Here is a 20,877-nt window from a genome sequence, read left to right as displayed (position 1 = left end):
CTTCACTTTAGCTTCAAAGAAAAGAGCCATGGCAGGCCATAGTAAATTCAAAAATATCCAGCATCGCAAAGGCGCGCAGGATAAGAAACGTTCGGCCCAATTTTCCAAATTGAGCCGCGAAATCACTGTAGCGGCGAAAATGGGGATGCCGGATCCCGACATGAACCCGCGCCTGCGGCTGGCGGTCAACGCGGCCAAGGCGCAGTCAATGCCCAAGGACAATATCCAGCGCGCGATTGACAAGGCGAATGCCGCCGGCGGCGAAGATTATGAAGAGGTGCGCTACGAAGGCTATGGCCCCGGCGGCGTTGCTGTCATCGTCGAGGCGCTGACCGACAACCGCAACCGCACGGCGACGAATGTACGCACGGCATTCAGCAAGAATGGCGGCAATCTGGGTGCGTCAGGTGCGGTGAGCCACGGGTTCGACCGTATGGGCCTGATCACCTATCCCGCCAGTGTCGGCGATGCCGACCATGTGTTCGAGGCTGCTCTTGAGGCAGGCGCCGAAGACGTGGAATCGGGCGAAGACGAACACAGCATCTGGACTGCGATGGATAGTTTGCACGAAGTTTCGAAGGCACTCGAGGCAACCCTTGGCGAGGCCGAGAGCGCGAAGCTTGCCTGGAAGCCGCAAATCCTCGTGGAAGTTGACGAAGCCAATGCCGCGACCTTGCTGAAAATGATCGACGCGCTGGAAGACGATGATGATGTTCAGACGGTCTGGGGCAATTACGACATGTCCGACGAGGTCATGGCGAAGCTTGGCTAAGCACCCAGTACCGTTCGCATCGAGCCCAGTCGAGATGCCGCTAGACCGCGCACGGCCGATCGCTGTCTCGACTTCGCTCGACACGAACGGATTTCGACTATGATCATCCTCGGACTTGACCCCGGCCTGGGTACGACCGGCTGGGGCGTTATTCGCAAGGAAGGCAACCGCCTTTCCCACATCGACAATGGCGAGATTGAAACGGACGCCAAATTGCCGCTGGCCAACCGCCTGCTGCTGCTCGATGCCAAGCTGAATGCCGTGATCGACAGCTTCCGTCCCGACGCGGTGGCGGTCGAAGAAGTGTTCGTGAACAAAAACCCGCAGACGACATTGAAGCTGGGTCAGGCACGCGGGGTCGTCCTGCTCGGGGCGGCCAAGGCGCGGGTTATCGTCACCGAATATGCCGCGCGGCTGGTGAAGAAATCGGTCGTGGGCACGGGCAAGGCCGACAAGGATCAGATTCAGGCAATGCTCCGCATATTGCTGCCGGGCCTCAAACTGGCCGGACCGGATGCCGCCGATGCCCTGGCCGTGGCGATTACCCACGCGCATCATATGCGGGGCTAGTTCACTTCTTGTTCTCTTTTTCTTGCCCTTGAACTTTTGGCAGGCTAACCATCTGGCATGAAGGGGCGGACATGATCGCAAAGCTATATGGCCGGATTGACGAAACAAGCGCTGACCATCTGGTTATCGACGTAAATGGCGTCGGCTATCTGGTACAGGCAAGCGCGCGGACGTTGGCGGCGCTTGGCAAGACCGATGATTTCGCCACCGTATTCACCGAAATGCAGGTCAGCGAAAATGACATGCGCCTGATCGGCTTTGCCACCCGCGAAGAGCGCGACTGGTTCCGCCTTTTAACTGGGGTGCAAGGCGTGGGCGGCAAGGTGGGGCTTGCGATATTGTCCGCCATCGAACCACAGGATCTCGCGCTTGCGATTGGCAGCGGCGACGCCGCGATGGTCGCGCGCGCCAATGGCGTTGGTCCGAAACTCGCCAGCCGGATTGTCAATGAATTGAAGGATAAGGTCGGCGCGCTTGCCGGAATTGGCGGCGGGGCAAAATTGGCGGCTGCGGCTGGTGGCGGCGGACATGCGGGCGATGCCCTGTCGGCGCTTGCCAATCTGGGCTTCAAACCCGGAGAGGCGGGGGCCGCCGTGGCCTTGGCGGTTGAGGAATTGGGGGCGGATGCGAGCTTGGATGCGCTGGTCCGGCTGGCGTTGAAGAAGGCTTCGAAGCCATGATTAATACAATATTGAGAAATTACTCGACAAATTTGTGCGGATTTGTATATTCATATGATGGCCCAGCTCAATTTATCCATTCCGCCCGCGCTCAAAGATTGGGTAGATTCGAGGGTTTTGGAAGGCCGCTACAGCAGCGCAAGCGACTATGTGCGCGATCTGGTCCGACGCGACCAGGAAGCAGCCATGGACGACTCTGCATGGCTGCGCGGATTGGTTGCCGAAGGGTTGGCATCGGGTGTCATAGAAAAAGAGCCCGAGGTTGTTCTGCGCGAAATTATGGCCGAGCATCCGGCTCGTGGTGACTAGGGTAAAATTAAGCTCTGCGGCTCGGGCAGATTTTGTGGTAATTCGTAAATACAGCATCGAGCAATTCAGCGCCGATGTAGCTGATCGCTATTTTACTGGCTTTGACGAATTGTTCGATCTGCTGCGTCGTCATCCGAAGGCTGGACTGCTGGAACCCGATCTGGGGAAAGGCATCCGAAAGCTTACACACCGGCAACATAGGATAATTTATCATGTGCAGGATGATGTCGTAGTTATTATCCGGATTATCCATCATGCCATGGATGTGAAGCGGGCGTTAAGGGAAGCGAAGCAGTGACTGAAGACCGCCTCACCACGCCAGACAAACGCCCCGAAGATGTCGATGCCGCGCTGCGTCCCAAGACGCTCGCCGAATTTATTGGCCAAGCCGCGGCGCGCGATAATTTGCGAGTCTTTATCGAGGCGGCGAAAGGTCGCGGGCAGCCGCTGGACCATGTCCTGTTTTTTGGGCCGCCGGGCTTGGGCAAGACCACATTGGCGCAAATTGTGGCCAAGGAAATGGGCGTCGGGTTCCGCGCGACATCAGGTCCGGTCATTGCGAAATCGGGCGATCTGGCGGCGCTGCTGACCAATTTGGAAGATGGCGACGTTTTGTTCATCGACGAAATCCACCGGCTAAGTCCGGTGGTCGAGGAAATTCTCTATCCTGCCATGGAAGACCGCGCGCTTGATATCATGATCGGCGAAGGGCCATCGGCGCGGTCGGTGCGGATCGATTTGCCCGCCTTCACGCTTGTCGGGGCGACAACGCGGCAGGGACTGCTCACGACGCCGTTGCGCGACCGTTTCGGCATTCCGGTGCGGCTGAATTTCTACACCCATGCCGAACTGGAACTGGTTGTAACCCGCGCCGCCCGCTTGCTCGATCTGGGCATTGCGCCCGACGGCGCGAATGAAATTGCCAAGCGCGCGCGGGGCACGCCCCGGATCGCGGGTCGCTTGCTGCGCCGTGTGCGCGATTTTGCCAATGTTGCGGGCGAACCGGTGGTCACCGCAAAAATTGCCGATGCCGCGCTCAACCGGTTGGAGGTTGATGCACTGGGACTGGATGCCATGGACCGGCGGTATCTATACATGATTGCCGATATTTATCGGGGCGGACCGGTCGGTGTCGAGGCGCTGGCCGCGGGCTTGTCCGAACCACGCGATACAATCGAGGATGTGGTGGAACCCTATCTGTTGCAACTCGGCCTCATCGCCCGCACCGCGCGTGGCCGTGCACTCAATGCACCGGGATGGAAGCATCTGGGCCTCAACCCGCCTGCCGGTTCGCAGGATGGGTTGTTTGATAAATAGCAAGCTTACAACTTAGGGTCAGGATACCGACCCTTGCTTCAAGGCCCGCCAGTGCGACGCGGGGGGGCAGGCGATAGGGTCCAGCGCGGCCCGCCCTTGCAGATCAAATTGCCGATCATCGCCGATTTGCCGGATTGCAACTGGATGAGCAGATGGTCGATGGCCCCGCCCTTCGGGTGCAGGCCGGGGTCAAGGCGGTGGATCGATTCCAGCAGCAGGCGGCGCTGGATTTCGCGGGGCAGTGACTGGGCATCACAGGTTATGGCGTCGTCCGTCTGCGTTATCCGTTCATCTGCGAGCGTCCGCGTCATCCATGACAGCGCATCTGCCGCATCGCCGCACGCCGCCGCCGTCCGGTTGGCTCGGTCAATTTGGAACGGATGATCGGTCTGTGCGATCCATTGGCGCATCGCAACCCTGTCAAAATCGGCATTGTCATTACTGGGGTCGCGCACCGGATCTATGCCTGCGGCGGCGCAGATGTCTTCCAGCTCAGCCTTGGCAAAGCCCAGTATCGGGCGAATGATCCGGCCGTTCTTGGCGCGAATTGACGCCATGCCGTCGACGCCGCTGCCCCGCGCCACCCGCATCAGCAGGGTTTCAATCTGGTCATCGCCATGATGTGCGGTCGCAATATAGGCGCAACCATGGGCATCCGCGGCCTGTTCCAGCAAGGCATAGCGTGCCGCGCGGGCAGAGGATTGGATATTGCCGACAATGGGATGCGCGGGCCGCATGATATCATGCGGAACCGCCAGATCCAGGCACAAGGCACCGACAAAATCCGCCTCATCCGCAGATTCGGGACGCAGTTGATGATCGACAGTAGCCGCCACCACCTGACCCGGCAGTACCCGGCTGGCGAGCAACAGCAATGCCAGACTGTCCGGTCCACCCGATATGGCGAGCATCAACCGGTCCTGCCTCAATACACCCAGATCGGCCAGCGCCTGACGGAACCGGTCCAACCCGTCGCAGGGGATTTTTATGTGCACTTGGCCCTGATTTTGCCAGCTGTCATCCGTTCGGCCAGTCGTCCGCTGGCAACATCGGGATAGGCCTTGGCCAATTCGCCAAAGGCTTCGCACGCTTCGGCCGCTTTACCCAGATCGGTTAGTGCAGATCCAAGGTAGAACAGGCTGTCCGCTGCACGGTCGCCGCGCGGTTCATTTTTGTAATTTTCATAGAAAACTTTCACCGCCGTGGCCGGCTTCTTGTCATCAAGCCAGGCGCGGCCCAGCAAATTGCGGGCATAGCTGGCGCGTTTATGCTTGGGATTTTTCTTGATGATTTCTTCCAGCATAACCTGCGCCTCGGGATAAAATTTCGCCTCCCACAAGCGGTATCCGTAAGTGTAGCCATCTTCAAAGACATCGCCGGTCGCCGGTTTTTCCACCGCCGCCACCGCCGCCGTGCGTGCCGCCGACGGCTTGGCCGCAGGGACGACGGCTGCAACTTTGGGCTTGGTCTGGACGGTTACAGCTGCTGGCGTCGGTTTGGGCGCAGGCACAATAATCGCAGCCGCTGCGGGCGGCTCTGTCACTTCGACAGTGGTTGCTTCGGACTGCGCCTTTAACTGCGCCTCTAATGTCTTCAACCGGCTTTCCATTGATCGCATCACATTTTCATGCTGTTCAATTTGCCCGGTCAATGTTGCCAACTGGGTTTCCAGCGTATCGACCCTTGCCAACAAATCTGCCGTCGCCGTGGACGCAGAGCCTGTCGGTTTCGGCGCATTGGGTGTCTGGATTTCAGGTTCCAGAAATTTTCCGGCGCCATTGGGGAATACCTGCCGCTGCACGGCGCGCATTTCCTTTTCCAGCTTGCCGACGCGGCCGTCGATATTGGCATCTTGTGCGTGCACCGGAACACTCAACATCAACGCGGCGCTGCCCATTAAAAAAATTCGAAATATCATTGGGCTTCTCCCCAGAATGCTGACCAACAGCTGATCCTATAGCCTGCCCGATTCAGGCAATAAAGGCCTATCGCAATGTATTTATGTAAAGTTTCGAATAAGGCCGGTTATCCGGCGCCTCACTCTGTAACTCCGCTTTGGGTGGCGTCCCACTCATGGCCGCTGCAAATGGGACGCTGGAACGCAGTCACCGGTGGTGAAACAAGCTCAGGGTGCGGGATTTGCCGTCGGGGTTCTTGCCAACAGGGCTTGAGCACTGATTTCCAGATCGGCGACGGTCTTTTCCGGTGGGCCTAATGACGGAACGGTTTTTCCGCCGACGGTCACGGTCAGCACTTCTGGCCGGCCAGTTACGATCATCGGTTTGTTGGCGTCGGCCGGCACGGTATAGCTGTCGCCCGATTGCATTTCTTTTTCATAAAGCCGCTTGTTTTCGGCGTCATAAACCTTGACCCAGACCGTGTCGGTTGCGGTCAATATCACAGGTCCTTTCATCGCCGTCATATCGGGCGAAGGGGGTGGGGCTGCCTTGGGGGCCGGAGCTGCAATTTGCGATTTCTCGGCAAATGGGACCGGCATTGTAATGTCCACCGAACCATCAAGCGTCATACTGCGCCATATGAAATAGCCTGCCACAAAAAGCACGCCGATGGCCGCCGCTGTCCAGGCGAGTGTCCGCGAGGGTACACGCGCGGGGTCGGTCGGTTCGTAATTTTGCAATGGCGCCTGATATCCCTCATGCCCACTCTGGGCGAGTTCTGACCGCAAATCGGCGCTGATTTTAATCGCATCTAGTTCCACCGCGCGGGCATAGGACCGGGCGAAACCCAACGTATAGGTCGAGCCGGGAAGCGCCGAAAAATCGGATTTTTCAATGGATTCCAGATGTCGCATCGGCACCCGCGTGCGCGCTGCAAGATCGGCCAGACTAAAACCCAAGCGCTCTCGTTCCGCCTTTAGCTGTTCGCCGACGGTGTGAAACCGGAACTCGTCTTCACTCGGTGAATCTTCACCCACTGCAATCTCCACAACCCTATGTCCCTCCACCTCTCCGGGCGGATGCGCGGACAATGGCATCCCGCTGTTGAAAGTCAATCGATAAAGGGTGCGATATCAGCCGGTTTCAATGCCCTGGGCTGCGGCCCATGCCGATAATTCGGTGCGAAGATTGGCGGTCGGCATCGCCAGCAACTCGGTCATCTTGGCCCCGATGGCGGCATGATCGGCGGTACGGATCATCGCCTTGACCGGCCCGACAGCCGCAGGCGTGATCGACAGTCTGCGGATGCCAAGGCCGATCAGCGCCAGTGCTTCCAGACTGCGTCCGCCCATTTCGCCGCAGATGGCGACATCCACATCATGGCCTTGCGTCGCAGTGACCACGCGTTTGATAAACCGCAAAATGGCCGGGCTTAACCAGTCATAGCGCTCCGCCAATCGCGGGTCGGCGCGGTCGGCGGCGAACAGGAATTGTGTCAGATCATTGGTGCCGATGGACAGAAACTGGATTTTGGGCAGCAAAATATCGAGCGTTTCGGCAAGCGCGGGAACCTCCAGCATCGCGCCATAGCGGATCTTGCTGGGCAACTGCTTTTTCTGTTTGCCCAGAAACTTCATCTGCCCTTCAAAAATGGCTTTTGCGGCGTCGAATTCCCACGGTTCCGACACCATCGGGAACATCACGTGCAATGTGCGACCGGCCGAAGCCTCGATCAACGCACGCGCCTGCGTTTTCATCAACCCTGCATGGTCAAGCGACAGGCGCAGTGCCCGCCAGCCCAACGCCGGATTTTCCTCTTCGCTGGTTTCGTCTTTCAGATAAGGCAGCGCCTTGTCACCACCAATGTCCAGCGTGCGGAAAATCACCGGCTTGTCCCCCGCCGCCTCCAGCACATCGCGGTAAAATCGCTGCTGCCGTTCGCGTTGCGGCAGGGTTGCGGAAATCAGGAACTGGAATTCGGTGCGGAACAGGCCCACGCCCTCGGCCCCGGTCGTCGCCAGCGCAGACATATCGTCGCGTAGCCCGGCGTTTATCATCAGGGTAATCGGAACGCCGTCCTTTGTGACCGATGCGTCGTCCCGCATGGCGGCATAGCGGGCCTTTTTCTTTTGCCGGTCGACCAGATCATGCTGGAACAATTCTTCGGTCCCGGCGGCGGGCCGGACGATAACGCTTTTGTCATCGGCATTCAGCAGCAGCATATCGCCATCGCGCACCTTGTGGCGGATGCCACGAACCCGGCCCAGCACCGGAATACCCATTGCGCGCGCAACGATTACGACGTGCGCGGTCAAAGACCCTTCTTCAAGAACGACCCCGCGCAGCCGTCTTTTGTCATATTCCAGCAGTTCAGCCGGCCCCAGATTGCGCGCGAGCAAGATTGTGTCTTTTTTCAAACCGAGCTGCGCCGCCGTGCTCATCTGCCCCGACACGATCCGCAGCAACCGGTTCGACAGATCTTCCAGATCGTGCATCCGGTCGGCGAGCAGCGGATCGTCAATCTGCCGCATCCGCATTCTCGTGCGTTGCTGCACGCGCTCAATCGCGGCTTCGGCGGTCAGGCCGCTGTCAATGGCTTCGTTGATGCGGCGGCTCCAGCCTTCGTCATAGGCAAACATCTTGTAAGTCGCGATGACCTCTTCATGTTCGCCGCCGGTGCCAAAATCGATCTGGCTCGCCATGCGGTCAATTTGTTCGCGCATTTTGTCAAAGGCGGAATAAACCCGCTGGCGCTCTGCCTCTGTATCTTCGGCAACCGTGTGTTCTATACGGACATTGGGTTGGTGGAATATCGCAACCCCTGCCGCCGCCCCCTTGACCAGCGGCAGGCCAGTCAGAATGATTGTTCCGGTTTCTATGCCGCCGCCTGTTTCGGGGTCGTCGATCAGGTCGGCATTGGCGATTAGTTCGGAAAGGACCATCGCCACCGTCTGCAATGCCTCAATCTCGATCTCGTCATATTTGCGAGTTTCGACATGCTGAACCGCCAGCACCCCCACGGCGCGTTCTGACCGGACAATAGGGACACCTGCAAAGCTGTGAAACCGTTCTTCGCCGGTTTCGGGGACATAGCGGAAATTGGGGTGGGCCGCGGCCTCGTCCAGGTTCAGCGTCTCGACATTTTCGGCGATGGTCCCGACCAGCCCTTCGCCAAGGCCAAGGCGGGTGACATGGACCGCTGCTTCGTTCAGCCCGCGCGTCGCGAACAGCTCCAGCGCACCGTCACGCAACAGATAGATGGAGCACACCTCGCTCGACAGTGCTTCGCCAATAATGTTGACGACATGATTGAGCTTCGTTTGTGCATGGCTTTTCGAAGCCATAACTTCGTGCAGGCCGGTCAATATGTTACGGGCAGAACGGGTGGCGTTTTCCATGCACCTCATCTAACAGATGCGTCGTGGGCAAGCGATACCCATTGCTTAAAATAGTTTCAGATTAGGGTCAGGACCTAGCCACCGCGCTTCAGGCAGGGGATGATTCCTGCCGCAACATGTCCTTCACGTGCAATTTCTGTTTTTTGAGAGTGTGGATCAGGCTGGTATCGGGCATCGGCCGCACCTCTTCGCGTTCCAGCTTGGCCTGCAATTGGGCATGTTTCGTGCGTAGCGCGGATATATGGCTGTTGTTCACCTCATACTCCTTTTCGTAAGACTCGACGATTGGGTAGGCAGTAAATCACGAATGCATCCTACTGTCTTCCCCAAATATGTCGCAATCGGTCCAAAGCGGCGTAGCGCCACATTTTGACGGTGACTTGTTAACTTTAATATGGCTAGAGGGGAGCATGAATGACGAGGGGTATCAGCAACTTCTTGAACAACTCAAGGTCGAACATCGCGATCTTGATGACGCCATTCGCGCGCTCATGCTGCAAACGCGTGTAGACCAGTTGCAAATCGCCCGGCTGAAGAAGAAAAAGCTTGGATTGAAAGACCGCATCATGCGGCTTGAAGACCAGCTTGTTCCAGACATTATCGCCTGACCCTTCGCGGTTTACATTTATCTATCAGGCGTTTCATCCCGGTACAGTCGCGACGTTAACCTTGATTATGACTTTTTTGAGCTAACAAAAACCCGTCTGTGGTGGCATAGACCGGCCATGGAACGCCCGCATCACGAATTGACACCCAAGCTGCTCGACTCGCTCTATGTCGAAGCGATGGTGCTCGCCGACGAGGCGCGTTCCTATTTCGACCGCGATCAGGTCACCGCGATTGCTTCGCCGGAAATCTCGGTCGCCTTTTCGTGCGAATCGTTAAAGGTAACCACTCGCCTGATGCACAGCATAGCCTGGTTGCTAAACCAGAAAGCGATGCGCGCCGGAGAGATTTCGCAGCATGACAGCCATGGAGATGAACGCGACCTTGGCTATTCACCTGCCAGCGATGATTTTCAGGTCCAACGCTTTCCCGATGAAGCCAAAGCGCTGATCGCGGCAAGTGAAGACCTCTATTTCCGGCTGCAACGGATCAGCACCAAGATGCGCGCACGCACGGCCCCTGCATCCGAACCGCACGCCATGATCGAACGCCTGCGCGCTTCATTCTGAAATCGACGCCAAAACTATCGCTGGTGCAAATTTTCATTTGCCGTGACGGCAAGCCGATCATTTCGCATTTTTGTCCTCGCTTTTGGCGGGATCTGACAGAAGCAGCATTCTGATTTTGCCGCTTTCCAACCATGGCGCGACAATGGCCGCCATGCGCGCCTGCCGTTCGGTCACCATGGCGCGGTTGAAAAATGTGTTGGCGATGACATCTGCAATTTGCAGGCCGGGCAAGCGGTGACTCAATTCCAGTTGCGCTGTCCCACATGGGCCGATGATCGTAGCGATATCCTTGCGGACACGCGCCAGCGTGTCGGGGCCATAGCGGCCATCGTCGATAAATACGTTAACGCACCCGTCAGTCGCAGGGGTCATCGCACCAATCACATCCTGCAACAAAGCTGCATAGATAGCGGCGTCATGGTCGCCCCGGTCGCTGCCCTGCGCTGGGGTCAGCACCGATATCGCGATGCCGACGGTCGCTGACCAAGGACCATCGCCCAACAGTTCAAACAGCAAGGCGCGTTCCGCCAGATCGATCCGGCTGCCCTTCAGTTCGCCGGTCAGGCCGGTGACTTCGCGGAAACGGGCGAGGGTTTTTTCGGCATCCGCGGCTTCGATGGACAGCCCGGCCAGGGTCATGACACCCCGGCCAACGCCGCCTGATTCATCGCAATAGATCGGCATGGTGCCGGACCGGGTCGGTGCTTACGCGCCTTGCGGCTTGGGTTCGCCCGATACGTCACCCGTCTTGCGGCGGCCTGCCTTCGGAATAGAAGTGCCGATTTGCGGGATGCTCGACGGCTTGGCAATCGCGCCATCGTCACGCTCGAACTTGCCAGTGGCCAGCAGCGACTTGATTTCTTCACCCGACAGGGTTTCAAATTCGAGCAGCGCATTGGCCAGCAGATGCAGCTGCTTGCTGTGCTTTTTCAGCAGGTCGGTCGCCCGCTTATGGCCGCCTTCGACCAACTTGCGGATTTCGGCGTCGATCTTCTTCGCGGTTTCGTCCGACATGGCCGAGCGTTGCGACATGCCATAGCCGAGATAGCCATCCTGCCGCTCTTCATATTGCAGCGGGCCCATTTCGTCGGACATGCCCCATTGGGTGACCATGTCGCGCGCGAGGCTGGTGGCGTACTGGATATCGCTCGACGCACCCGAAGACACCTTGTCGTAACCGAAGATCAGCTCTTCGGCGACGCGGCCGCCCATCGATACCGACAGGTTGGCGTGCATCTTGTCGCGGTGGTAGCTATAACTGTCACGTTCCGGCAGGCGCATCACCATACCCAGCGCACGGCCGCGCGGAATAATCGTTGCCTTGTGGATCGGATCGGACGCCGTTTCGTGGATGGACACAATGGCGTGGCCAGCCTCATGATAGGCGGTCATTTTCTTTTCGTCTTCGGTCATGACCATCGACTTGCGCTCGGTGCCCATCATGACCTTGTCTTTGGCGTCTTCAAATTCCTGCATCGCGACCAGGCGCTTGCCACGGCGCGCGGCCAGCAGAGCCGCTTCATTCACCAGATTGGCAAGGTCCGCACCGGAAAAGCCGGGGGTGCCACGGGCAATGACGCGGCCATCGACATCGGGGGCGAGCGGTACGCGCTTCATATGCACTTCGAGGATCTTGACGCGGCCATCAATGTCGGGGCGCGGCACGACGACCTGGCGGTCGAAACGGCCGGGACGCAACAAGGCAGGGTCGAGCACGTCGGGACGGTTGGTAGCGGCGACGATGATGATGCCTTCATTGGCTTCAAAGCCGTCCATTTCGACGAGCAGCTGGTTCAATGTCTGCTCGCGCTCATCATTCTGGTTGCCAAGGCCTGCGCCACGGCTACGGCCCACGGCGTCGATTTCGTCGATGAAGACGATGCACGGTGCGTTCTTCTTGGCCTGTTCGAACATGTCGCGCACGCGGCTTGCGCCGACGCCGACGAACATTTCGACAAAGTCCGAACCGGAGATGGAGAAGAAAGGTACGCCTGCCTCACCGGCAATTGCGCGGGCGAGCAAGGTCTTGCCCGTGCCGGGTGAACCGACGAGCAACGCACCCTTGGGGATTTTACCGCCCAACCGCGAAAATTTTTGCGGATCTTTCAAAAATTCGACGATTTCCTGAAGCTCTTCGCGGGCTTCGTCGATACCGGCGACATCTTCAAAAGTGACGCGGCCATGCTTTTCGGTCAGCAACTTCGCCTTGGACTTGCCAAAGCCCATCGCCCCGCCAGCGCCGCCGCCCTTCTGCATCTGGCGCAGAACGAAGAAAGCGATGCCAAGGATCAAAAGAAAAGGCAGGGCCTGATAGACCAGAATCAACAGCAGGCTGGGCTGCTCTTCGGCCTTCCCCTGCACATCCACGCCCTTTTCATCGAGCAGCGGGTAAAGCGTGTTATCACCAGGGATAGGAATAGTGACGAAAATCTCGTCATTTTGCAGTTTACCCGAAATCCGTTCCGGTGCGATGGCAACCGATTTGACTTCGCCAGCCTCAACCTTATCCCGAAAGGTGGAATAGCTGATGCCTTTGGCGGGTTCCGATGATCCCCCAAAAATGGATGCAACCAACAAAATGGCGACAATGATTGCCGACCAGATCGCCATGTTACGCAACAGCGGATTGCCTTTGGACTCCGGTTCGTCGTTCATCATTTACGCCTTGATTTTCTTCACCGGCGCAAAGTGCGACGGGACATTAGATGCAATGTAGGCGAGAATGCGTGAATGACAATATAATGAACTGCAAATTTTGCCCAACTACGTCCGGAAATGTCCAATTCCGGACCCCTATCCGTTCTCCAGGCATCCTGTACCGTAAACGGGCCAGCAGGCGATAGGCTGTCCACGCCTTCGAGCCAAAGGTGACGCGTTTGTAAAAGAATAGCTTTTCCCTTTAACTCCAACGATTGTCGGAAACGGTGCAGGATTTTTCACGTAATAGCGCAAAAATCGGAAGCCCCTCTCTATCCACTTCTCCTATTCTTTCTGGCCCAAATCAATAAAGGGCGACATCCGCCATGGATGCCGCCCTTAATATCTATCTGCGAAGGCCGGGTTTATTCGGCGTCGTCGTCCATCATTTCGACAGGGCCGCTGTCCTGACCCTTGGCCGATACATCGCGATCGACCAGCTCGATGATGCCCATCGGTGCCGCATCGCTGCCGCGGAAGCCGGCTTTGACCACGCGGCTATAGCCACCATTGCGGTCGGCATAGCGGGCGGCCAGCGTGTCGAACAATTTCACCAGCTGGACATCGTCCATCAAGCGGCTCATCGCCAGGCGACGGTTGGACAGGCCACCCTTTTTCGCCAATGTGATCAGCTTTTCAACATAGGGCCGCAATTCGCGCGCCTTTGGCAGGGTGGTCTTGATCTGCTCATGCTTGATCAGCGACGCCGCCATATTACGCAGCATTGCATTACGGTGCGCGGTGGGGCGCTGAAGCTTACGGTGGCCAACTTTATGGCGCATAAATAGTTCCTTCGTTCGTAGGGGGTCCGTATGAGGTAACCCGATCCAGGCCCGCTTGAGGGGGAGCCATTGCCCGTTTTTGATCGGCGGAGATGCCAGCGCGGCCCCTCCCCCTCTCCAACTACGCTTATGCCTGACGGCTAAGGCTTCATATCCTCTCCCCTGAAGGGGAGAGGGAAAATCACGTGCCCTCTCTCCTTCAGGGGAGAGGAGCGAGACTTGGGGCTGCACCGCAGACCCTAGTCGCAGCGGAGAGGGGCGCGCCCTCTCCTTTCCGGCAATTAACCCAGCAGTTCCTGCTCGAGCTTCTTGGCCATTTCCTCGATATTTTCAGGCGGCCAGCCGGGGATATCCATGCCGAGGCGCAGACCCATGGATGACAGCACTTCCTTGATTTCGTTCAGCGATTTGCGACCGAAATTGGGGGTGCGGAGCATTTCGGCTTCGCTCTTTTGGACGAGGTCGCCGATGTAGATGATATTGTCGTTCTTGAGGCAGTTTGCGCTGCGGACCGACAATTCCAGTTCGTCCACCTTTTTCAGGAGGTAGCGGTTGAGCTGGTTCGCGTCCGATTCTTCCGACGATGCCGATGGGGCGGCCATGCCGATCATCGGCGAGCTTGCGGCCATCGAATCTTCGAAGTGGACGAACACTTGCAACTGGTCCTGAAGGATACGCGCGGCATAGGCCACGGCGTCTTCGGGGGTGACGGTGCCGTCGGTTTCGATGGTCAGGCTGAGCTTGTCATAATCCAGTTCCTGACCGATACGCGCATTGTCGACCTTGTAGGCGACCTGACGGACCGGCGAATAGAGGCTGTCAACCGGGATCAGACCGATTGGTGCATCGGCCGGACGGTTGGCGACGGCAGGAACATAGCCCTTGCCACTGTCGGCGGTGATTTCCATGTTCAGCGTCGCGCCGTCGTCGAGATGGCAGATAACCAGATCCGGGTTCATCACCTGAATGTCGCCGGAAACAGAGATATCACCTGCGGTAACCGCGCCGGGGCCAGTGGCCGAAAGCTGAAGCCGCTTAGGGCCTTCGCCTTCCATTTTCAGGGCGACCTGCTTGATGTTGAGAACGATGTCGGTGACATCTTCTCGCACGCCGGCAAGCGACGAGAATTCGTGCAGCACGTTCTCGATCTTGATCGACGTGATCGCTGCACCTTGCAGCGACGAGAGCAATACGCGACGCAGCGCATTGCCCAATGTCAGGCCAAAGCCACGTTCCAGAGGTTCGGCGACGAAGGTAGCTTTACGCTTCGCATCGCTGCCAGACTTGAGTTCGAGGGCGTTGGGCTTTTTCAGTTCCTGCCAGTTCTTGATATTGACGGACATGGATTTCCCCTAGCTAGGTTGGGACTGAACCGGTTTTTGGTGCACCGTCCGGTCAATCCGATTGAAACTTCACTGGGACCGCCTCTTTGAAGACTGTCCCGAAACGAGAGCCGGGACAGTCCCCAAGGGGACAGTCCCTACAATATCAGACGCGGCGGCGTTTCGAAGGACGAACGCCGTTGTGCGGGATCGAGGTAACATCACGGATCGAGGTGATCGTGAAGCCCACGGCCTGCAAAGCGCGCAGAGCCGATTCACGACCCGAACCGGGGCCCTTGACTTCGACTTCGAGCGTACGGACGCCATGTTCGGCGGCCTTCTTGCCGGCGTCTTCTGCAGCAACCTGTGCAGCATAAGGGGTAGACTTGCGGCTGCCCTTGAAGCCCATGGTACCGGCAGACGACCAGCTGATCGCGTTGCCCTGGGCATCGGTGATCGTGATCATCGTGTTGTTGAAGCTGGCGTTGACATGGGCAACACCGGCCGAAATATTCTTGCGTTCCCGCTTTTTAATGCGCTGTGGTTCGCGTGCCATAAAATGTGTATCCTATTCGAAATATGCGTAAAAAAGTAGACGAGCGAGGCTCGCGCTTACTTCTTTTTGCCAGCAATTGCCTTGGCCTTGCCCTTGCGGGTGCGCGCATTTGTGTGCGTGCGCTGGCCACGGACCGGAAGACCCTTACGGTGGCGCAGGCCACGGTAGCAGGCAAGGTCCATAAGACGCTTGATGTTCATCGATGTGGTGCGGCGAAGGTCGCCCTCTACGGTGTAGCCCGCATCAATGGTTTCGCGGATTTGCAGAACTTCGGCATCCGAAAGATCCTGCACACGGCGGCTATGATCAATTCCCAATTTATCCGCAATCTCGAGCGCTTTTGTGCGACCGATACCGTGAATATAGGTAAGCGCAATGATCACGCGCTTATTCGTTGGTATGTTAACCCCGGCAATACGAGCCAATTTACTTACTCCTGCTCCACAGGTGCCCCGAAAGACGAACCCTATCTCAACGCTGATGACATTCCGAAACGCACAAAACCAGCGGACGCGATAAAGCGCTGCTGGCGGCACCAGATGATCGGAATTGATGCTGCGTTACTGTGAGTCGGGCTGGAAGTCAAGCTTGACCATATATTCGTTCACCGTTGCATTATGGCAACGGTACAAAAGAATAAGGTCATGTAATCTAGTGACATATTGCGCTTGGCGAGTTTGATATTAGCATTCCGCCATTGGGTATCGCTCTAAGATAAATGAGTCCCTTGGGGGCGAGAAAAGTGAACGAACCTGATGCTGACTTCGCGGGCGAACGGATCAGACACCTTTTCACTCAAGGAGAATTTATGACAAAATCGCGCACTTTATCGGCACATTTGCTATGCAGCATCGCCGGCTTAGCGACCGTTTTTGCCTCACAGGCAACTTACGCGCAAGAAGCCGCCCCGGAAGCGAAGGAAGAAGAATCTGCGATTATAGTCACAGGTTCACGCATCGCACGGCCCGAGTTGGAATCAGCAGCGCCCGTTACGACTTTGACAAGCGATATTCTGACCGAGTCAGGCAATACCGCTGCGGGCGATGTCATCCAATATATCCCCGCCCTTTTCAGCTCCACTAACAGTGACCTGTCCGCAACGCGCGGAACATTATTGGGCGGTACGCAGCTGGATTTGCGCGGCCTAGGTTCGGTTCGAACGCTGGTGCTTGTTAACGGTCGGCGTCATGTTGCCGGGTCGTCCGGAACGGCGGTTGTCGATGTGGATACAATTCCGACTGTCTTGATTGACCGGGTGGATGTTCTTACCGGCGGGGCATCATCGGTTTATGGATCCGATGCCGTGTCTGGCGTCGTCAATTATATCCTCAAACGAAATTTCGAAGGGCTAAGCCTGAACGCGCAGGCTGGTGTCAGCGAACGCGGCGATGCAGGTAAATATTCGCTATCCGGCGCCTATGGTATGAACATTGCGGATGGACGCGGTAACATCACGATCGCGGCCCAATATAACCGTTCGAACGCCATCAGCTATGGTGATCGGGACTATTTGCGCGGCAACCAAAGACTGGATGACGATGCCAACCCGGCCTTGCGGATTCAGCAAGGCGAGCTGACGCCTGAACTTATCGCGGCGGGTGCGATTGTCGGTGACCGCATTTTAAACTTTGCAAGCGATGCCCCGTCGGCGCTCGTCGCCCGCGCCCGAAGTGCGGCCGCACGCGCTTTCCTTCCCGGCCGTAACTTCTCCATCTCATCGGCGCTGGGCCTCATCGGATTTGATGCAGACGGTGACTTCGCCCCCGATGATCCACGCACCGACTTCGACCGGAATGGGGTCAATGATTGCGACCAGACTTATAATTTCGCATTTACCGGATTTGGCTGTTACGTTACTGAAAATGGACGGGTCCGTCCTTTCAAGGATGGGTTGATTGCTGGCTTTGCCAATAGTTTTGGTGGCGACGGTATTCCGGTATTTCTCGACAATGAAGAAATCGTTCCGGGTGTTGAACAGTTCAATGTCAATCTGAACATGAATTATGAAGTCAGCCCGGCGTTCAAACCATTTTTCGAAAGCAAGTTTTCACGGACCAATGCGTCGTCGGTAAACAATGTAAACAGCTTTAACGACACGATACCTATCCGGCTGGACAATCCGTTCATACCCACCGAATTGCGTGATGCAATCACCGCATTTTACGCAGCAGACCCCAGCTTTGATCCCGCTGACGGCCAGATTTTGCTGAGCCGTGACAATACCGACTTTGGTTCGAACCGAAGCGAAGTCAGGCGCGACACCTTTCGCATTGTCGGCGGGGTGAATGGCGAGATTGGGGGCAATTGGTCCTATGAAGCGTCGCTCAACTATGGCCGCACCAAAGAGCGTTTCACGACGGTAAACCGCCGTCTCGAAGACCGGTTCTACGCCGCGGTCGACGCTGTGCGCGATCCGGTTACCGGAAAAATTGTTTGCCGGTCATCATTGAATGCAGGCGTCATTCCCGGCACATCGCCCTTCCCCCTCTATGATGCGGATCCCGATGGCGACGGCATTTTTGAACCTGACACTTTTCGCACCAATGACGGCACGTGCCGCCCGCTCAACTTGTTCGGTTTTGGCGCACCGAGCGCTGAAGCCGTGGCTTTTGTAAATCCGTCATCGACCAACAGGACGACATTGGAACAATTTGTTGCCCAGGCATTTATTTCCGGGACGACCGAAAACTTTTTCACCTTGCCCGGCGGTGCGCCGGCTGTCGTTGTCGGCGGGGAATATCGTAAAGAGCGAAGCAGTTTCCAGATTGATCCTTTCGATCAGGCAGGCTTTTTCTTCGAATCTGGGACCCAACCGGAAAAAGGAAGTTTTGATGTGGCCGAAGTTTTTGGCGAATTGGAACTGCCTTTGCTCGCCGACCAACGATTTGCAGACCTGCTGACGGTGAAGGGATCGGCGCGCTATTCCAAATATTCGCTGACCAATACCAAGGGCGTGTTCACCTGGGCGATTGACGGATTGTATCGGCCGGTCAAGGATCTGTCGTTGCGCGCCAGCTATGCCAAGGCCATTCGCGCACCCAATATCAACGACCTCTTTTCACCGAGCACGCCAGCAACCTTTCGTCCCATTGATCCTTGCGACGCCGATCAGATCAATCGTGGACCGAACCCTGCGGCACGGCTGGCAAATTGCCGTGCGGATGGAATCCCGGTCGGCTTTACGGACCCGTTGACGGCGCGCATAACCGGACGACAGGGCGGAAATTCTTTGCTTGAGGAAGAAAAGTCGACAAGCCTTACGGTAGGGGCAATTTTCCAGCCAAGTTTCCTGCCGGGCTTCACTGCGACGGTGGATTATTGGGAATATAGCATCAAGGATGCCATCGCCAACGTCCCTGCCGATGATATTGTTGCTGGCTGCTATGACTCTGTGGATTTCCCCAACAATGGATTCTGCAAGCTGTTCAGCCGCAATCGCAATGCCAATTCACCGACATTCCTTGGGTTTGATAATCTCGAAAACGCACCGGTCAACTTTGCCCGTTTCGAAGCGCGGGGCATTGATTTCCAGGCACGGTATCGTTTCCAGCTCGGGTCGGATTCGGGCAACATTACGGCCCGCATTGGCGGAACCTATGCGCTGAAAGGATCAAATTTCACATCGGTGTCAGATCCCGCCTCGGAAAATGATTTCATTGGCGAAGCACAGTCGCCCGAAGTTGCATTCAACACCGGCCTTGCGTGGGACAAGGACGGATTGCGTATTGAATGGGAAAGTTTTTGGCAGTCCAGGCAGTTTTTCCAGGGCGTTGATGTTGAAGACCCGTCGGGATTTGCAGAGCCCAATCGTGACGGGAGCTTCTGGTCGCACGACTTGAATTTATCCTATGAATTGAATGACAGGTTCACCATCCGTGGGGGTATCAACAACCTCACCGATGAACGCCCATTCAAGGCCGAGGCGGCCTATCCGGTTTCGGCTGTGGGACGGAATTTCTTCGTCGGGGTAACTGCGAAATATTGACGGGCTAGAATTTAGGGCGGCCATCAGGTCGCCCTTTTTTCACCCTTTGCCCTTTGTTTTTGTTTTACCACCGGCGGCATTTTCCTCGATAAACTCGATGATTTTCCCCGCTATGTCTTTGCCACTGACCCTTTCGATGCCGTCGAGTCCGGGCGAACTGTTTACTTCCATGATGACCGGACCATGGTTGGAACGGAGCATATCCACCCCCGCTACATTCAGACCCATGGCACGCGCGGCGCGTACCGCGGTCGATCGTTCTTCGGGTGTAATACGGATGACTTCTGCCGAGCCGCCACGATGCAAGTTCGACCGGAAATCACCATCGGCTCCCTTACGCTGCATCGCCGCGACAACCTTGCTCCCGATGACGAAGCAGCGGATATCTGTAGCGTTGGCTTCTTTGATGAATTCCTGAACAAGAATGTTCACATTGGCCCCTCGAAACGCCTCGATAACAGACCGCGCCGATTTTTCGGTTTCGCCCAGCACCACACCAATACCTTGGGTTCCTTCAAGCAATTTGATGACGACAGGCGCGCCGCCGACCATTTTGATGACTTCATCGGTCTGTTTCGGGTCATGGGCGAAAGCTGTGACCGGCAGACCAAGTCCCTTTTTCGCCAATATCTGCAATGATCGTAACTTGTCGCGCGACCGCCCGATTGCCACGCTTTCGTTCAGCGACCACACATTCATCATTTCAAACTGGCGAAGAACAGCAAGCCCGTAAAATGTGACGGACGCCCCGATACGCGGTATGACGGCATCATATCTGCCCAGTTTCTGGCCTTGGTAGAAAGCTTCAGGCCGGTGCGATGTAATATTCATCGTCACCCTGAGCGTGTTGAGCACGTCGATTTCATGCCCACGCGCAACGGCCGCCTCCACCAGTCGTTGGTGGGAATATAGGTTGGCGTTTCGCGCCAACATCGCGATTTTCATCTGAGTTTTATTCCTTATTCCGTCGGCTTGCCGAGAACCCAACGCCGTCCGCTGTTGACCAGAAAGCCGCGCCTTAACGCCCTCCGTCCGATTAGCAAGGGAAACGCCATTGACCGCCGGTTTGCCAAGGTGAGCTGTCCATTCCAGCATAGCTTACCGAAACAAAATTGCGCTGCGATGACATAACGCTCCTGTTTTTCGCCGTTCGAGCTTCTGACGGTCCGGCGATCAATGATCGGCGCTTCATATCGCTTGGGCTTTTCACCGGCGTTCAGGCGGAACCAGAATTCGACATAAGCCGCACCGTTGCGGATCACGGGCTTAACCCGTGTCGCATGGATCGACGACGTAGCCGCGCCCGTGTCCATTTTTGCATGCACCTGAAGCAGACCGAGGCTGGGAATATCTACCATTTCACACCAGCCGATCTCGACTTTTTTACTGCTGTGGTTTTTGGTTGCGGCCGTCATT

At 56.9% G+C, this 20,877-nt stretch carries 22 protein-coding genes; 9 read left to right on the top strand and 13 right to left on the bottom strand.

The genetic code is table 11. The annotated features are described in order from the left end of the window. Positions 1-28: 28 nt before the first annotated feature. From EUU23_RS13665 to ruvB, 6 genes are all read left to right on the top strand, one after another. Complete coding sequence (locus EUU23_RS13665) at positions 29-772, top strand: YebC/PmpR family DNA-binding transcriptional regulator (RefSeq protein ID WP_160354596.1); 744 nt, start codon at positions 29-31, stop codon at positions 770-772. A 99-nt stretch (positions 773-871) separates the two neighbouring features. Continuing rightward, positions 872-1,342, top strand: coding sequence for a crossover junction endodeoxyribonuclease RuvC (gene ruvC / locus EUU23_RS13660; RefSeq protein WP_160354595.1), 471 nt, complete (start codon positions 872-874; stop codon positions 1,340-1,342). A gap of 71 nt (positions 1,343-1,413) precedes the next feature. Continuing rightward, positions 1,414-2,022 (top strand): Holliday junction branch migration protein RuvA, encoded by a 609-nt coding sequence (gene ruvA / locus EUU23_RS13655; RefSeq protein WP_160354594.1) that lies wholly within the window; start codon positions 1,414-1,416, stop codon positions 2,020-2,022. Between the two features lie 54 nt (positions 2,023-2,076). Then, the gene (locus EUU23_RS13650) at positions 2,077-2,331 is read left to right on the top strand and encodes a type II toxin-antitoxin system ParD family antitoxin (protein ID WP_246156462.1); all 255 of its coding nucleotides are present in this window, start codon (positions 2,077-2,079) and stop codon (positions 2,329-2,331) included. Next, positions 2,321-2,629 carry a type II toxin-antitoxin system RelE/ParE family toxin gene (locus tag EUU23_RS13645; protein WP_343032726.1) on the top strand — a complete coding sequence of 103 codons (309 nt, stop codon included), beginning with the start codon at positions 2,321-2,323 and terminating at the stop codon, positions 2,627-2,629. Before EUU23_RS13650 ends, EUU23_RS13645 begins: the two co-directional genes overlap by 11 nt. After that, positions 2,626-3,648, top strand: a complete 1,023-nt coding sequence (gene ruvB / locus EUU23_RS13640; RefSeq protein ID WP_160354592.1) for a Holliday junction branch migration DNA helicase RuvB — start codon at positions 2,626-2,628, stop codon at positions 3,646-3,648. The genes EUU23_RS13645 and ruvB overlap by 4 nt, the downstream gene beginning before the upstream one ends. A 38-nt stretch (positions 3,649-3,686) precedes the next feature. Here the strand turns inward: ruvB and tilS are convergent, their stop codons facing one another. The 5 genes from tilS to EUU23_RS13615 form a co-directional block, all read right to left on the bottom strand. Then, positions 3,687-4,643, bottom strand: a complete 957-nt coding sequence (gene tilS, locus EUU23_RS13635) for a tRNA lysidine(34) synthetase TilS (RefSeq protein WP_160354591.1) — start codon at positions 4,641-4,643, stop codon at positions 3,687-3,689. Then, entirely contained in the window at positions 4,634-5,566 is a 933-nt protein-coding gene (locus EUU23_RS13630) for a tetratricopeptide repeat protein (protein WP_246156460.1), read from the bottom strand. The genes tilS and EUU23_RS13630 overlap by 10 nt, the downstream gene beginning before the upstream one ends. 207 nt (positions 5,567-5,773) lie before the next feature. After that, a complete protein-coding gene (locus EUU23_RS13625; protein ID WP_160354590.1) occupies positions 5,774-6,643 on the bottom strand; it encodes a helix-turn-helix domain-containing protein in 870 nt (289 codons plus the stop codon). A 36-nt stretch (positions 6,644-6,679) separates the two neighbouring features. Further along, the gene (ptsP, locus tag EUU23_RS13620; RefSeq protein ID WP_246156459.1) at positions 6,680-8,944 is read right to left on the bottom strand and encodes a phosphoenolpyruvate--protein phosphotransferase; all 2,265 of its coding nucleotides are present in this window, start codon (positions 8,942-8,944) and stop codon (positions 6,680-6,682) included. An 88-nt stretch (positions 8,945-9,032) separates the two neighbouring features. Then, entirely contained in the window at positions 9,033-9,200 is a 168-nt protein-coding gene (locus EUU23_RS13615; protein ID WP_160354589.1) for a DUF465 domain-containing protein, read from the bottom strand. Between the two features lie 154 nt (positions 9,201-9,354). On the opposite strand from EUU23_RS13615, the gene EUU23_RS13610 reads away from it, so the two are divergent. Both EUU23_RS13610 and EUU23_RS13605 read left to right on the top strand, forming a co-directional pair. Next, complete coding sequence (locus EUU23_RS13610; RefSeq protein ID WP_160354588.1) at positions 9,355-9,552, top strand: YdcH family protein; 198 nt, start codon at positions 9,355-9,357, stop codon at positions 9,550-9,552. A gap of 117 nt (positions 9,553-9,669) precedes the next feature. After that, positions 9,670-10,119: a DUF1465 family protein gene (locus EUU23_RS13605; RefSeq protein ID WP_160354587.1), complete on the top strand. Its 450-nt coding sequence runs from the start codon at positions 9,670-9,672 to the stop codon at positions 10,117-10,119. A 57-nt stretch (positions 10,120-10,176) separates the two neighbouring features. Here EUU23_RS13605 and EUU23_RS13600 read toward each other — a convergent pair whose 3' ends face one another. The 6 genes from EUU23_RS13600 to rpsM all read right to left on the bottom strand — a co-directional run bounded on the left by EUU23_RS13600 (position 10,177) and on the right by rpsM (position 15,901). Next, positions 10,177-10,803, bottom strand: a complete 627-nt coding sequence (locus EUU23_RS13600; protein ID WP_160354586.1) for a DUF3800 domain-containing protein — start codon at positions 10,801-10,803, stop codon at positions 10,177-10,179. A 21-nt stretch (positions 10,804-10,824) separates the two neighbouring features. Beyond that, positions 10,825-12,774: an ATP-dependent zinc metalloprotease FtsH gene (gene ftsH / locus EUU23_RS13595; RefSeq protein WP_160354770.1), complete on the bottom strand. Its 1,950-nt coding sequence runs from the start codon at positions 12,772-12,774 to the stop codon at positions 10,825-10,827. A gap of 407 nt (positions 12,775-13,181) precedes the next feature. Next, the gene (gene rplQ, locus EUU23_RS13590) at positions 13,182-13,598 is read right to left on the bottom strand and encodes a 50S ribosomal protein L17 (RefSeq protein ID WP_160354585.1); all 417 of its coding nucleotides are present in this window, start codon (positions 13,596-13,598) and stop codon (positions 13,182-13,184) included. A 281-nt stretch (positions 13,599-13,879) separates the two neighbouring features. Next, complete coding sequence (locus EUU23_RS13585; RefSeq protein ID WP_160354584.1) at positions 13,880-14,941, bottom strand: DNA-directed RNA polymerase subunit alpha; 1,062 nt, start codon at positions 14,939-14,941, stop codon at positions 13,880-13,882. A 145-nt stretch (positions 14,942-15,086) separates the two neighbouring features. After that, a complete protein-coding gene (rpsK, locus tag EUU23_RS13580; protein ID WP_125229604.1) occupies positions 15,087-15,476 on the bottom strand; it encodes a 30S ribosomal protein S11 in 390 nt (129 codons plus the stop codon). A gap of 56 nt (positions 15,477-15,532) precedes the next feature. Then, positions 15,533-15,901, bottom strand: coding sequence for a 30S ribosomal protein S13 (gene rpsM, locus EUU23_RS13575; RefSeq protein WP_158902205.1), 369 nt, complete (start codon positions 15,899-15,901; stop codon positions 15,533-15,535). Positions 15,902-16,284: 383 nt separating this feature from the next. Between rpsM and EUU23_RS13570 the strand changes: the two genes are divergently transcribed. After that, entirely contained in the window at positions 16,285-19,461 is a 3,177-nt protein-coding gene (locus tag EUU23_RS13570) for a TonB-dependent receptor domain-containing protein (protein WP_160354583.1), read from the top strand. 39 nt (positions 19,462-19,500) lie between these two features. Here the strand turns inward: EUU23_RS13570 and rimK are convergent, their stop codons facing one another. Continuing rightward, positions 19,501-20,406 carry a 30S ribosomal protein S6--L-glutamate ligase gene (gene rimK, locus EUU23_RS13565; protein ID WP_160354582.1) on the bottom strand — a complete coding sequence of 302 codons (906 nt, stop codon included), beginning with the start codon at positions 20,404-20,406 and terminating at the stop codon, positions 19,501-19,503. Positions 20,407-20,420: 14 nt separating this feature from the next. Next, on the bottom strand, positions 20,421-20,876 hold the full coding sequence (locus tag EUU23_RS13560) for an ATP-dependent zinc protease family protein (protein ID WP_160354581.1): 456 nt from the start codon (positions 20,874-20,876) through the stop codon (positions 20,421-20,423). Between the last annotated feature and the right edge of the window lies 1 nt (position 20,877).

The organism is Sphingorhabdus profundilacus (assembly GCF_009769755.1).
In the GTDB taxonomy this organism is placed as follows: domain Bacteria; phylum Pseudomonadota; class Alphaproteobacteria; order Sphingomonadales; family Sphingomonadaceae; genus Sphingorhabdus_B; species Sphingorhabdus_B profundilacus.
The sequence above is the reverse complement of the archived record's forward strand: the minus strand, read 5'-3'. Positions and strand labels throughout refer to the sequence as shown.

Excerpts from the sequence above, each read along its gene's own strand:
- EUU23_RS13665 (WP_160354596.1), top strand. The coding sequence starts at position 29 with ATGGCAGGCCATAGTAAATTCAAAAATATCCAGCATCGCAAAGGCGCG.
- ruvC (WP_160354595.1), top strand. The coding sequence starts at position 872 with ATGATCATCCTCGGACTTGACCCCGGCCTGGGTACGACCGGCTGGGGC.
- ruvA (WP_160354594.1), top strand. The coding sequence starts at position 1,414 with ATGATCGCAAAGCTATATGGCCGGATTGACGAAACAAGCGCTGACCAT.
- EUU23_RS13650 (WP_246156462.1), top strand. The coding sequence starts at position 2,077 with ATGATGGCCCAGCTCAATTTATCCATTCCGCCCGCGCTCAAAGATTGG.
- EUU23_RS13630 (WP_246156460.1), bottom strand. The coding sequence starts at position 5,566 with ATGATATTTCGAATTTTTTTAATGGGCAGCGCCGCGTTGATGTTGAGT.
- EUU23_RS13625 (WP_160354590.1), bottom strand. The coding sequence starts at position 6,643 with ATGCCATTGTCCGCGCATCCGCCCGGAGAGGTGGAGGGACATAGGGTT.
- ptsP (WP_246156459.1), bottom strand. The coding sequence starts at position 8,944 with ATGGAAAACGCCACCCGTTCTGCCCGTAACATATTGACCGGCCTGCAC.
- EUU23_RS13610 (WP_160354588.1), top strand. The coding sequence starts at position 9,355 with ATGAATGACGAGGGGTATCAGCAACTTCTTGAACAACTCAAGGTCGAA.
- EUU23_RS13605 (WP_160354587.1), top strand. The coding sequence starts at position 9,670 with ATGGAACGCCCGCATCACGAATTGACACCCAAGCTGCTCGACTCGCTC.
- EUU23_RS13600 (WP_160354586.1), bottom strand. The coding sequence starts at position 10,803 with ATGCCGATCTATTGCGATGAATCAGGCGGCGTTGGCCGGGGTGTCATG.
- ftsH (WP_160354770.1), bottom strand. The coding sequence starts at position 12,774 with ATGAACGACGAACCGGAGTCCAAAGGCAATCCGCTGTTGCGTAACATG.
- rplQ (WP_160354585.1), bottom strand. The coding sequence starts at position 13,598 with ATGCGCCATAAAGTTGGCCACCGTAAGCTTCAGCGCCCCACCGCGCAC.
- EUU23_RS13585 (WP_160354584.1), bottom strand. The coding sequence starts at position 14,941 with ATGTCCGTCAATATCAAGAACTGGCAGGAACTGAAAAAGCCCAACGCC.
- rpsK (WP_125229604.1), bottom strand. The coding sequence starts at position 15,476 with ATGGCACGCGAACCACAGCGCATTAAAAAGCGGGAACGCAAGAATATT.
- EUU23_RS13570 (WP_160354583.1), top strand. The coding sequence starts at position 16,285 with ATGACAAAATCGCGCACTTTATCGGCACATTTGCTATGCAGCATCGCC.
- rimK (WP_160354582.1), bottom strand. The coding sequence starts at position 20,406 with ATGAAAATCGCGATGTTGGCGCGAAACGCCAACCTATATTCCCACCAA.
- EUU23_RS13560 (WP_160354581.1), bottom strand. The coding sequence starts at position 20,876 with ATGACGGCCGCAACCAAAAACCACAGCAGTAAAAAAGTCGAGATCGGC.